This is a genomic window from Bradyrhizobium sp. WSM1253 (genome assembly GCF_000244935.1).
Classification (GTDB): Bacteria; Pseudomonadota; Alphaproteobacteria; order Rhizobiales; family Xanthobacteraceae; genus Bradyrhizobium; species Bradyrhizobium canariense.
In genome coordinates, this window is the sequence record NZ_JH600073.1 from 3,149,365 (window position 1) to 3,162,143 (window position 12,779).

Here is a 12,779-nt window from a genome sequence, read left to right on the forward strand (position 1 = left end):
GCCTAGCAGCGCCGCTCGTCGGAACGAAGCCTTGGGCTCACGGAGAGCAATCCGCCCTGCCCCACGCCACTCGCACCCGAACGCTGCCGCGTCCACCGCAAGCCCGGCTCGCGAACGTGACGACCACAAGATCGCCCCTCAAGAATGAGCCGGGATGGACGACACATACGGTCATTCCGAATTTCGGTAAAGTGGAATATTTTTGTGGGGAGGGGTTGACGGGGTGGCGGGTGTTTTGCCCGACGGGTAGTCCTCCCATAGGTCAAAGCCGCACATGCGAAGCTCGGGGAAATCGTAGCGGGAGACCGCTACGGTGCCAAACCCACTACTGTGGAGGCGCTGTTCGCTTACCGGAGGGCAGCTTAACCCCCGGCCTCGTGCCTTGATAGCCCGCCAGAAGCCGCCGTTCTTACGCGGTCCACGCGCGCCCGCGCATCGATGCAAAAATTCACGATTCCGACCGTATCATTCGGATCACCTCTCCCCCGCGGAGAGAGGTGATCCGAGTCCTCGCCTTGTACCGATTCAAGCGCGTTCATCCGGTCTAGCTCGGAACAGGGGCTTCCGATTCCAGCAGGGACGCGGCCTTGAGATCGCTCCAGAGCGCGGCTGGCACTGTGGTGGTCAGCGCTGCCACGTTGCGCTCGACCTCCTGCGCATTATGCGCCCCGAGGACCACGCTCGCGACTGCGGGATGACCGAGCGCAAAATGTAGAGCGGCCGTCGGCAGCGCTACGTCATGAGCTGCGCAGATACGCTGGATTTCGGCAACCTTCGAAAGGATATGCGGCGGTGCGTCCTGATAATTGTACTTGGCGCCCTTGGTGGCGCCCGTCGCCAGAATTCCCGAATTGAACACGCCGCCGAGCAGCACCGCGATGCCCTGCTTCAGCGCCAGCGGCATGAACTCTTCGAGTGCTGGCTGCTCCAGCAGCGAATAGCGCCCCGCGAGCAGCATCACCTCGAAGGATCCGGCCTGCGCGAAGCGCACGCACATCTCGGCCTCGTTGACGCCGATCCCGATGCCCGCGACCACACCTTCGGAACGAAGTTTGTCCAGCGCTACATAGGCCCCGGACATCGCTTCGCAAAACCGGTCCTCGATCGCGTCCTTGCCGTGGGTCCACACATCGACATCGTGGATTAGCAGCAGGTCGATCCGGTCGGTGCCAAGCCGCAACAGCGACTGCTCGACCGAGCGCATGGTGCCGTCATAGGAATAGTCGACGACGGCCCGGTGCGGCTGTCCGCCAACAAATCCGGACCGAGTCTCCGGCTGGTGAAACGGATCCATCCAGCGACCCGTCTTGGTGCAAAGCACCACATCCTTGCGGGGCACGCGCCGGAGCGCCGTTCCGCAGCGATGCTCCGACAGGCCGTTGCCATAATGCGGTGATGTATCGAGCAGATTGATGCCGAGCTCGAAGGCGCGGCTCGCGGCGGCGATCGCAGTGTGGTCGTCGAGCTCGAGAAAGAGATCGCCGAGCGGTGCGGTTCCGAACCCGAGGATGGAGACTTCGAGACCGGTCCGGCCAAGTGTGCGGCGCGGCAAAGCTGATTGCGAAATCATGGTGGATTGCTCTTCCTTCTTCGCGCCCTGATCGCGCGCTCGTCTCATTGCAGCGACGCGCAGCGTATGTATTTGCCGTCGGGTGTCAACGCGAGGATTGCGGGTCTCGTACAAGACTATTCCGCTCATACATTCGGGTTGCTAAGAAAAGCGGAACCGGCGCGCGGGCACTTCACGACCTGCGGCAACGAAGGAGGAACGATGCTCCCCTATGTCACGCACGATCCGCGATTTGCCCGCCTGGTCTTTGGTCACGCCAATCTCGAAAAACTCACCAGCGGCTGCCGCTGGGCCGAAGGACCCGCTTACTTTCCGGCCGGCCGCTATTTGATCTGGTCCGACATTCCGAACAACCGGATGATGCGCTTCGACGAGACGGATTCATCGGTGTCGGTGTTCCGCTCGCCGAGCTTCAACTCGAACGGCAACACGACCGATCGCGAGGGGCGGCTGGTCACTTGCGAGCACTTCATGCGCCGCGTCACCCGGACCGAGCATGACGGCTCCATCACGGTGCTTGCCGAGCAGTTCGAAGGGCGTCGGCTGAACTCGCCCAACGATGTCGTGGTGAAATCGGACGGCTCGATCTGGTTCTCGGATCCGACCTACGGCATCGACAGCGATTACGAGGGCCGGCAGGCCAAATCCGAGATTGGCGCCTCCAACGTGTACCGGATCGGTCCAGCGGGCGGCGAGATCAGCCTGGTCGTCTCTGACCGCGTGCAGCCGAACGGGCTGGCGTTCTCGCCAGACGAGAAGCTGCTTTATGTCGCCGATACCGGCGCGACCCACGTCGACGGGCTGCCCGCGACGATCTGGTCCTACAAGGTGCAGGGAAACGAGGTCGCTGAGCCCTCGCTGTTTTCCACCTGCCCCGACGGGCTCTATGACGGATTTCGCTGCGACATCCATGGCAACATCTGGACGTCGGCGGGACGGAGCGTGTTCTGCTACGGGACCGACGGGACGCATATCGGCACGATCCCGATCGGTGAGATCGTGGCGAATGTCTGTTTCGGCGGTCCACGGCGCAACCGCCTGTACATTTGCGGACAGACCTCGTTGTATTCGATCTTCCTCAATACGCGCGCGGCCGTGTAAGCTTAGGCCGGCCATCTAGCTCGTGACGCGTTCGCCCCGCCCGTAGACGAGCAGCATGAAGATGATAACGAGACCATAGATCACCTGGCGGCCCGCCTCCGGCATCTCCATGATCGACAATACGCTGTTCAGGAGCACGATCAGGACGACGCCGATCAGCGTGCCGAGATAGCGGCCGCGGCCGCCGAGGATGTTGGTGCCTCCAATCACGACGGCGGCGATCGAGGGCAGCAGATAGGCGTCTCCCATGCCTTGGTAGGCCTTGGTGGAATAGCCGGCGAGCAGCACGCCCGCGAGCGCGGCAGCAAGGCCGCAGAGCACGAAGCAGACCACCGTGACGCGGCGCGTGTTGACGCCGGCCAGATAGGCCGCCGCCTCCTTGTTGCCGATGGCGTAGATGTAGCGGCCGAGCGACATACGCTGCAGGATGACGACCACCAGCACGGACACCGCGGCCCAGACGAACAGCGCGTTGGGAATGCCGAGCGTACGATCGCCCGCCAGCATCCGCATCAGGTCGGTCGCCCCGGTCTGCGGTGCGTAGCCGCCAGTATGCGCGACCATCAGGCCGCGCATCACGGCGTTCACGCCCAACGTAAAGATCATCGAGGGGACCCGCAGATACGCGACCCCGACGCCGTTGACGAGCCCGACCAGAACGCCGACCCCGAGCCCGACCGGAATTGCGAGAGGACCGCCGACCGAGGTCGCCATCATGGCCGCGGCGGCGAGCGTCCAGGGCACCGACAGATCGATCTGCGCGATCAGGATCACGATCATCATGCCGGCCGAGACGATCCCGAGGAACGCACCGATCTGCAATTGCTGCAGAAGATAGGCCGGAGACAACAGGGGAGCGCTGCCGAAACGGGCGAATGTGTAAACCGTACCCGCGACGAGAATGACGACGATGAACGCCGCCGCAATCAGGATCGGGCGGTCGTCGCGCGAGAGACTGAATGAGGCCGCCGTCATCGAAACAGCTCCAGCGTGTTCTTGACGCGTAGCATGCCCAACGCGCCGATGCTGACGGCAGCGAGCAGGATCACGCCCTCGAACAGCGGCTGCAGAAGAGGGGCAATGTCGAAGATGCGGAAGAAGAAGGAAATCACGCGCAAGACCATGGCGCCGAAGATCGACCCGATCGCACTGCCGGTTCCGCCAAGCAGCGAAGTGCCGCCGATCACCACGGAGGCGATCGAGTTGAGCGTATAGGCGCCGGCCTGCGGAATGTCCGCATTCCCAGACGACGTCTGGATAGCAAGGAAGAGACCGCCGCAGCCGGCGAAGAAGCCCGCGAGCGTGAAGGCGGCGATCTTGGCGCGCTCGATCGGAAGGCCGGACATATAAGCCGCGCCCTCGGCCGAGCCGATCGCATAGACGGCGCGGCCGAGAACGGAGCGGCGAAACGGCACCCATACCAGCAGCGGAATGAGAACGAGAAGCACAAAGGGCACCGGGATCCAGGCGAACGGCGCAAACCAGGCAGCCGCGCCATCGTCGAAGATGTGCACGGTCGAGGCGAAATCGCCGAGCGAGTTAGTCAGCGCCCAGTTCAGATCAACATCGATCTTGCCGCCCGGGGTCGGACGCAGGAAAAGCGCGATGCCGATGTAGACCGCGCCGGTCGCAAGCGTCGCGATGATCGGCTGGATGCGCCCATAGACGACGACGCAACCATTGATAAAGCCGGCAGCCGCGCCGATCGCAAGGCATACGGCGATCCCGAGCAGAATGCCGCTCACGCCGCCCGGAAAGGTGCCGAGGCCGAGATGCACGCCGAACATGTCGAGATGCAGCGGCGCACCACCTGCCGCGCCGGTCAGGAGGTAGCTCGCAAAGCAGCCCACCATGGTCATGACCGCTCCGACGGAGAGATCAAGGCCCGACATCAAGACCGGCACTGTCTGCGCCATCGCCAGCATGGCGAGCGCAAAGATTTCGTCGCCATTCTGCACCAGCACGGCGGAGGAGAAACCGCGGGGATGCGCGGCGTTGTAGAAAATGTAGAGGGCACAGAACAACAGGATGGCGGTGACCAGACCGATGTTCTGGCGGATCCTGATCGCGATATCGTCAAGCATGCGCCGCCCCCGCTGCAGTATCGGTGTCGACATTCAGGGAGCTTGCGACAATGTTGGTCTCGGTGAGGTCGTCGCCCTCGAGCTCGCGCACGATGCGGCCGTCATACATGATGACGACGCGGTCGCAGCAGCCGATCAGCTCGTCATAGTCGGTCGAGTAGAACAGGATTGCGGCGCCCTGGTCGGCGAGTTCGCGCATCAGCCGGTAGAGCTCCTGCTTGGTGCCTACGTCGATCCCGCGCGTGGGATCGTTGAGCAGGATGATGCGCGGATCGGTCATCAGCCATTTGGCGAGCACGACCTTCTGCTGGTTTCCGCCCGACAGCGTCGAGACCGCATCACTCGCAGCGTCCAACTTGATCTGCAGCCTCGCGATGGCTCGCTGGATCGCGGTGCGTTCCCGGCCGGTATCGATGAATGGGCCAGTGGAAAGCGCGTCGAGCGATGCGATCGCAAGATTGTCCGCGATCGACATCGGCAGCATCAGCCCTTCGGTCTTGCGGTCCTCAGGGACGAGCGCGATGCCGACCGATTTTGCCGCCGCCGGGGAGCCGGGACGTACTTCGCGATCTGCCACCGTGAGGCGACCAGTGACGCCGCGCAAAACACCGAACAGAGCAAGCAACAGGGATTTCTGGCCCTGCCCGTCGAGACCGCCGAGCCCGACGATCTCGCCGGCGCCGATGCTCAGTGAAATGCGATCGAGCTGCCTCTCCCAGCACAGGTTCTCGAGCGCCAGCACCGGCTTCGCGGCATTTCGCACAGGCTTGGGCGGATACTGGGCCGCGATGTCGCGCCCGATCATGAGCTGGATGATATCGGCGGTCGAACGCCTCCCCTTGTCGAAGGTCTCGATATGGCGGCCGTTGCGAAACACCGAGGCGCGGTCGGCGAGCGCCTCGACCTCGTGCATGCGGTGCGAGATGTACAAGATTGCGACGCCCTCGGCCTTGAGCCGTGCCAACATCGCATAAACCTTCTCCACATCGGCGCTCGTCAGTGCCGATGTCGCCTCGTCGAGGATAAGCAACTGCGGCCGCTTGCCGAGCGCCTTCGCGATCTCGACCACCTGGCGCCTCGATAGGGGCAGATCGCGCACGCGCCTCAGGGGGTTGACGTCCTCACAGCCGATCTCGGACAACAGTTCTTCGGCGCGGCGGCGCTGGGCCTTCGCATCGATCAGGCCGAACCGCCGCGGCGGGGATGCAATAGAGATGTTGTCCGCGACCGAGAGGTCGGGCATCAGCGATAGCTCCTGAAAGATGCAGACGACACCGGCTGCATTCGCCGCCGACGGCGTGGCGAAGCTGACCTCGCTCCCCGCGAGGCGCATGCGGCCGCTGTCGGGCTGCACCACACCGGCAATGATCTTGATCAGGGTCGACTTGCCGGCGCCGTTCTCGCCCAGCACGGCGTGGATCTTGCCGCGCTCGCAGGCGAAATCGACCCCTTCCAGCGCCCGAACGCCGGCATAGCGCTTGGAGATGCCGGCAAGCTCCAGGAAGGCGGATTGCGTCGGGTCGGCAACCGGCATGCCCGGGCCTTCACGCGACGGCGGCCCGGCGAATGCCGGGCCGTGACAGAGACATCGCTGGAGCCGTCACTGGGTGTTCTTCTCGCTCTGCGACATGATCTCCGGCGCAGTGAAGTTCACGCCGCACGGCGTGAACTGATTCGGCGCGAAGAAGTTGGCATTGAGCTCAGGCCAGTAATTCGTGCCCGGCTTGAGATCCTTGTAGGTCGCCACTGGAATCGGGATCGAGATCAGCTGCGGCATAATGCTGCCCTGCAGCGCCGAGATCGCCGCCTTGGTCGCGATCGCCACCAGCGCCGGCGACTGGCCGTAGGACATTCCCTTCAGTCCGTCCTTGGCGTGATCGGCGATCTGCTTGCGGTACTCGTTCTCGCCCTCACCCGACATCGGCACAAAGGGATGCTTGGCAGCCATCAGCGCCTGCACGGTGCCATCGGATCCGCCCTGGGTGAATACTCCATCGAAATGGCCATGCACGGCTAGCGCATCCGCAGTCACCTTCTGCGAGGTGCCGGTGTCCCAATTACCCACCACCTCGGTGATTTTGAAGCTGTTGCCGGGCGATTCTATTACCTCGCGGAAACCGAGATGACGGTCGCGGTCGACGGAATTTCCCGGCAGGCCGCGGACTTCAAGGATGTCGCCGGATTTCTTGCCGCTCTCGTCGATCAGCCATTTGGCCGACATACGGCCCATTTCCTTCTGGTCCTCGTTGACCATCATCACCTTGTCGGTGTCGAGGACGTTGTCGAACGGCACCACCACGACGTTGTTCTTGTCGGCAAGACGGATGATGCGATCAAAACCGTCGGGAGCGACCGCAATGGTAACGATTGCGTCGAAGCCTTGGTTGATGAAGTCCTCCATCGCGCCAAGTTGCGCCGCCACATCGGTCCCGGTGGAAACGACCTTGAACTCCTTGATGTTCTCTTTGATACCCGGCTGATCGGCGAAAGCCTTGGCAGTCTTCACCATCTGGATGCGCCAGGTGTTGCCGACAAAACCGTTGACCAGCGCGATCCTGTAGGGGCCCGCCTTCTTGGGCCACTGAAAGAATTTGGTCTCGGACGACCATGGCTTGAAGCAGGCGGGGTCGGCGCCCGGGCCGGAGACGACCTTAGGACCTGCCAGAGCACTCACCGATGACAACAGCAAGCCGGCGCAAGCCAGCCCCGTCAGACGAAGCGTCCACACCATGTCGTGTCTCCCTGAGCGTTTGTGTTCCACCCTAACGCGGCGCGTAGCCATGCCGGGAATTGACCTTCCCGTGCGCGTGTTGCGTTAGGATGGCACGCAACTTGCGATGCTGACAAGCCGAGGGCGGACGCTCCGGCGCGAGACACGATCTGCACGCACGGCCAACCGACGACAATTGCGGGAAGCAGAAAACGTAACAATGACAGTCGGATGTTCGTGGGCGGCAAGGGATTGTGCAACGGCGAAGCCGGCCATGGCCGGCCTTTCATGGTGGCATCCACGCGCGTCACGAAAAAAATGACACTCAGGGAAAAGTGTGAATCGCTACGCGAAGCCGAACGAAGCCCGATTGCTGAAGCTGGATTGAAGCCAGAAGCCGGGACTACTTGCTTTCGTCCGGCGGGGTGGCGTGGCGCTCCTTCGGTGAGACGATGGCTGTAGGAACGCCGATCGCTCGCAGCTCCTCACTCAGCAGCTCGAAGACGCGATCAGGTATCGCACTGCGACGATGGCTGGCGAACATCTCGCTTGCTTGACACGTTCTGGAGTGCCGGTCTCTAATCTCCCTCAAGGTCCTGCGGTTGGACAGGCAACTCTTTCTGCCCCCAAGCAAGAACAGGCTCGACTGCCCCCACCCATCGACTGTCAGATCGAGGGTGCGGAATCCAAGATAGTTTCCTGGGAGGGAACAATGGACAGACGTCAGACGCTCAAGCTGATCGGTGGTACGGCCGCGTTTGCCGGTGCCGGTTTTCCGGGCTTTGCCTTTGCGCAAGCCCAAAAGGAAATGGTCACGGTCGTGAAGATCGCGGGAATTCCGTGGTTCAACGCACTTGAAAAGGGAATCCAGAAGGGTGCGAAGGACTTCAGCATTAATGCCACTATGGTTGGCCCGGCGAACGTCGATCCGGCACAGCAAGTAAAGCTCCTTGAGGATCTGATTGCCAAGAAAGTCAACGTGATCGGCTTGGTCCCGCTTGATGTAAAAGTCTGCGAGCCCGTGCTGAAGCGCGCCCAGGCCGCCGGAATCAAGGTCATCACGCATGAGGGTCCGGAACAGGAAGGTCGTGACTGGAATGTGGAATTGATCGACTCCGTTCGCTTCGGCGAAGTGCAGATGGAACGTCTCGCCAAGGACATGGGCGGCGAAGGTGATTATGTGGTCTATGTCGGGACTCTTACGACGCCGCTTCACAACAAATGGGCCGATGCCGCGATTGCCTACCAGCAGAAGAATTTTCCGAAAATGAAGCTCGTCGCCGACCGCTTCCCCGGCGCCGACGAGATCGACACCAGCCAACGCACGACGCTCGACGTGATCAAGGCCTATCCGAACCTGCGTGGTATTCTCGGCTTCGGTTCGAATGGACCTATCGGGGCCGGAAATGCTGTGCGTCAACAACGCCTTGGCAAGAAGATCGCCGTGGTCGGCACCGTGCTGCCGAGCCAGGCGAAGTCGCTTATCGCGGACGATACGATCCGCGAAGGTTTTCTGTGGAATCCCACCGATGCGGGTTACGCGATGGTCGCGGTGGCCAAACTCGTGCTCGATGGCAAACCGATCACGGATGGCGTCGATGTACCCGGCCTTGGCAAGGCAGCCGTCGACGTTGCAGGAAAGCAGATCAAGGTGGACAAGATCATGCGCATCAACAAGGAAACCATCGACGGGTTGATCGCCGGAGGGCTCTAGGCCGACACCCGTTTAGTCGCCTCATCGCGCTGCATTCCCGGCCCTTCCGGTCGGGAATGCAGTACCACTCGAGTGATCGCACGATCGAACGTCCATTGCAGGCGAACCTTTGGCGACTTTCCTGGAGATGTCCGACATATCGAAGCGCTTCGGCGGCGTGCACGCGCTCCGCGGCGTCGATTTCACTCTGGAAGTCGGCGAGGTGCATTGCCTGGTCGGTGAAAACGGCTCCGGAAAATCCACACTGATCAAGATCATTTCGGGCGTCGAGGCAGCGGAGCCTGGCGGCCGCATCGCAATTTCCGGCAAGGAATATCCCAAACTAAACCCGGTCTACTCCACGCATTGCGGCATTCAGGTCATCTACCAGGATCTTTCGCTATTCCCCAACCTCACCGTCGCCGAGAATATCGCGATGGCGCACCATCTTGGCGGCCTCCATTCGGTGAACTGGGCCTCAATGCGCGCCACCGCGAAGACCACAATGGCAAGGATCGGCGTCGAGTTCGACCCGGACGCGAAAGTCTCAGAGCTCAGCATTGCCGGACGCCAGCTGATCGCGATCTGCCGCGCCTTGGCTGCGGATGCCAAACTCCTGATTATGGATGAGCCGACGGCATCGTTGACCCGCCACGAGGTGAACGCCCTGATCGCGCTCGTAAGGGAGCTGAAGCGTGCTGGCATCTGCGTCGTTTTCGTCAGTCACCGTCTCGACGAGGTGCTTGAAATCGCCGAACGCGTAACGGTACTGCGGGATGGCGCCAAAGTCGGTACTTTTGCTGCAGACACAATCGACGGTGGGAAACTCAGCCATCTGATGACCGGTAAGTCCTTCGAGTATCAGGTACAGGCGCCTGAGCTTGCCGCTGGCCCGGTCGTGCTGGAAGTGAAGGGCCTTGGCCGCCAGGGTGAGTATGAGGATGTAAGCTTGCAGTTGCGCGCAGGGGAAGTGGTGGGTCTCACCGGTCTGCTCGGCTCGGGTCGAACCGAACTCGCGCTATCGCTGTTCGGCATGAAGCCGCCCGACCGCGGCACCATCGCGCTTGACGGGCAGCCGATCGCGCTCCGGACAAATGCAGAGGCGATCGACCGAGGGATTGCCTATGTATCCGAGGATCGGCTTACGCTTGGTCTCATCCTGAACCAGTCCGTCACGGCGAACGTCACGCTCACGGTGCTGGAACGTCTGGCTGGCGCATTCGGCCTGATTGCCGCAGGCGCGCGACAGAGCCATGTGGCTCGGTGGGTCGCCGAACTCGGGATTAAGGTCTCCAACCCGGCCAACGCGGTGAAGACCCTCTCCGGGGGCAATCAGCAGCGGGTCGTGCTCGCCAAATGGATGGCGACCAGCCCGCGGGTGCTTATCCTCGATAGTCCTACGGTGGGCGTCGACATCAGCGCCAAGGACGGAATCTATGAAATCATCCGGCGGCTGGCCCGCGACGGCGTTGCGGTGCTGATGATATCAGACGAAATCCCGGAGGTCCTTTATCATAGTCATCGCGTGCTAGTGATGCGGGAAGGACGTTTGACAACCGATGTGGCTGCCGCAGCCACTTCCGAAGATGAGCTTCGGCAGGCCGTCAATGCCTGAATCGCGCATTGCATCATTTGGGAGGTTTCGTCGCAGCCATGAGTTCTGGCTGCTGATGGTAATCCTCGGGCTCTGCGCCAGCTTGGGCTTCGCGAATGCCCAATTCCTGACCGTGCAGAATCTGTTTGATCTGCTGACCTCCTACGCCTTCGTCGGCATCCTGGCGCTCGGACTATTGGTCGTGCTGATCGCCGGGGGTATCGACATCTCGTTCACCGCCACCGCGTCGGTGGCGCAATATGTCACACTCTCGCTTGCCAATGCTTACGGCGCGAACTGGATCAGCGTCTTTGCGATCGCGATTGGGATTGGCGGTGCGCTGGGTGCCCTCAACGCGATCTTCATCCAGAAACTTCGAATACCATCGATCATCGTTTCGGTCGCAACTCTGAACATTTTCTATGGACTTCTGATCTTCTTCACCGGCGGCAAATACATCTATTCGTTGCCCGACTGGTTTGCGACCGGAATATTCTGGTTCGAATTCGAATGGGGCAAGGATAGCTCGTACGGCATCAACCTGCAGATCCTTGCGCTCGCGCTGGCGTTTCTCGTCACCTGGCTCCTGCTTAATCGAACTAATATCGGCCGGCAAATCTATGCCATGGGAGGCAATGCCGACGCTGCACAGCGGCTCGGCTTCCACATTTTCGGTCTCAACATACTGGTCTATTGCTACATGGGTGTCATGGCCGGAATCGCCTCGCTGATCCAGGCACAACTCGCGCAATCCGTTGCCCCGACAGTGCTGGTAGGCAAGGAACTCGATGTGGTCGCCGCCGTCGTGCTGGGCGGCGCCAGCTTGATGGGCGGCGTCGGCACAGTCCTCGGCACGTTTTTGGGCCTGACACTGCTCGCGGTGCTCCAAAACGGAATCATTTTGTTGGGCGTTTCGTCCTACTGGTCGCCGTTCTTCGTCGGTTTGGTTATTCTCATTTCGGTCTCAGCGACCGCCTGGTCCCAGCGAGAGCGGCGAACCCGGAGCGCGCGCCGATGAGCAATGCGCCCGCCCTCTCGCTTCGCCGGCGTATGGTCGGCCTCGCCGGCAGCGGCACGGTCACCACCCTCACCCTGCTGTTGTTCGCGCTCTGGGTGGCGTTCGCGATCACGATCGGCGACCGGTTCTTCTCGGTCAACACGCTGCAATCCATGGCTTTCCAGATGCCCGAACTCGGCATCCTCTCACTTGCGATGATGCTGGCCTTGCTATCCGGCGGACTCAACCTTTCGATCATCGCGACCGCCAATCTGTCCGGACTGACCATCGCCTTCCTGCTGACGCACTACATCCCGGGGAGTCAGGGCCTTGCCTGGGTCGGCATTCAGGTGCTGGCGATCGCTGCAGGATTCGCAGTGGCCGCATTGGTCGGCCTCCTCAACGGTTTTGTCATCGCCTATCTCGGCGTTTCGCCGATCCTGGCCACGCTCGGCACGATGACGCTCTGCAAGGGCATCGCGATCGGCCTGTCGCGCGGTAACGTCATCTCCGGATTTCCGGAGCCCATTGTATTTATCGGCAATGGAACGGTTTTCGGGGTACCCTTTGCTTTGATCGTACTTGTGTTCTGCGCCTTGCCCGTCGCGCTCATGCTGAACGCGACGCCGTTCGGGGCAAAGGTTTACATGATCGGCTCGAACGAGAAGGCGACCCGCTACTCCGGCGTCGATACCCGCGCCGTCCTCCTCAAACTCTATGTGTTTTCCAGCTTGCTCGCGGGCGTGGCAGCGGTGGTCATGTTGGCACGTTTCAATTCGGCCAACGCAGCATACGGCGAGAGCTATCTGTTGGTCACCATTCTCGCGGCCGTCCTCGGCGGCATCGATCCGTTTGGTGGCTTCGGCAAAGTCGGCGGGCTATTGCTTGCGCTGATCATCCTTCAGGTGATCTCATCGGCATTCAACCTTCTGAACCTCAGCCAATTCCTCACGCTGGCGATCTGGGGTGGAATCTTGATTGCCGTCGCGGCGGTTCCTCATTTCGCCGGCAAAGCGCCGCGGTAGCCAGC

General features: G+C 61.7%; 10 protein-coding genes. 5 read left to right on the plus strand and 5 right to left on the minus strand.

Translation table 11 applies throughout. From position 1 onward, the window contains the following. Positions 1–544: 544 nt before the first annotated feature. Positions 545–1,570: an aldo/keto reductase gene (locus BRA1253DRAFT_RS16330; protein ID WP_007596115.1), complete on the minus strand. Its 1,026-nt coding sequence runs from the start codon at positions 1,568–1,570 to the stop codon at positions 545–547. A 201-nt stretch (positions 1,571–1,771) separates the two neighbouring features. On the opposite strand from BRA1253DRAFT_RS16330, the gene BRA1253DRAFT_RS16335 reads away from it, so the two are divergent. After that, positions 1,772–2,671 (plus strand): SMP-30/gluconolactonase/LRE family protein, encoded by a 900-nt coding sequence (locus tag BRA1253DRAFT_RS16335; RefSeq protein ID WP_007596116.1) that lies wholly within the window; start codon positions 1,772–1,774, stop codon positions 2,669–2,671. A 15-nt stretch (positions 2,672–2,686) separates the two neighbouring features. Here BRA1253DRAFT_RS16335 and BRA1253DRAFT_RS16340 read toward each other — a convergent pair whose 3' ends face one another. The 4 genes from BRA1253DRAFT_RS16340 to BRA1253DRAFT_RS16355 form a co-directional block, all read right to left on the minus strand. Next, positions 2,687–3,646, minus strand: coding sequence for an ABC transporter permease (locus tag BRA1253DRAFT_RS16340; protein ID WP_007596117.1), 960 nt, complete (start codon positions 3,644–3,646; stop codon positions 2,687–2,689). After that, a complete protein-coding gene (locus BRA1253DRAFT_RS16345) occupies positions 3,643–4,755 on the minus strand; it encodes an ABC transporter permease (protein ID WP_007596118.1) in 1,113 nt (370 codons plus the stop codon). Before BRA1253DRAFT_RS16345 ends, BRA1253DRAFT_RS16340 begins: the two co-directional genes overlap by 4 nt. Beyond that, complete coding sequence (locus BRA1253DRAFT_RS16350; RefSeq protein WP_007596119.1) at positions 4,748–6,289, minus strand: sugar ABC transporter ATP-binding protein; 1,542 nt, start codon at positions 6,287–6,289, stop codon at positions 4,748–4,750. Before BRA1253DRAFT_RS16350 ends, BRA1253DRAFT_RS16345 begins: the two co-directional genes overlap by 8 nt. Before the next feature lie 66 nt (positions 6,290–6,355). Then, positions 6,356–7,486: a sugar ABC transporter substrate-binding protein gene (locus BRA1253DRAFT_RS16355; protein ID WP_007596120.1), complete on the minus strand. Its 1,131-nt coding sequence runs from the start codon at positions 7,484–7,486 to the stop codon at positions 6,356–6,358. Positions 7,487–8,177: 691 nt separating this feature from the next. On the opposite strand from BRA1253DRAFT_RS16355, the gene BRA1253DRAFT_RS16360 reads away from it, so the two are divergent. The 4 genes from BRA1253DRAFT_RS16360 (at position 8,178) to BRA1253DRAFT_RS16375 (ending at position 12,774) form a co-directional block, all read left to right on the plus strand. After that, on the plus strand, positions 8,178–9,179 hold the full coding sequence (locus BRA1253DRAFT_RS16360) for an autoinducer 2 ABC transporter substrate-binding protein (RefSeq protein ID WP_007596122.1): 1,002 nt from the start codon (positions 8,178–8,180) through the stop codon (positions 9,177–9,179). Positions 9,180–9,306: 127 nt separating this feature from the next. Next, positions 9,307–10,773, plus strand: a complete 1,467-nt coding sequence (locus tag BRA1253DRAFT_RS16365; RefSeq protein WP_035993496.1) for a sugar ABC transporter ATP-binding protein — start codon at positions 9,307–9,309, stop codon at positions 10,771–10,773. Then, the gene (locus tag BRA1253DRAFT_RS16370) at positions 10,766–11,770 is read left to right on the plus strand and encodes an ABC transporter permease (RefSeq protein WP_007596125.1); all 1,005 of its coding nucleotides are present in this window, start codon (positions 10,766–10,768) and stop codon (positions 11,768–11,770) included. Before BRA1253DRAFT_RS16365 ends, BRA1253DRAFT_RS16370 begins: the two co-directional genes overlap by 8 nt. Continuing rightward, on the plus strand, positions 11,767–12,774 hold the full coding sequence (locus BRA1253DRAFT_RS16375) for an ABC transporter permease (protein ID WP_007596126.1): 1,008 nt from the start codon (positions 11,767–11,769) through the stop codon (positions 12,772–12,774). The genes BRA1253DRAFT_RS16370 and BRA1253DRAFT_RS16375 overlap by 4 nt, the downstream gene beginning before the upstream one ends. Positions 12,775–12,779 lie beyond the last annotated feature (5 nt).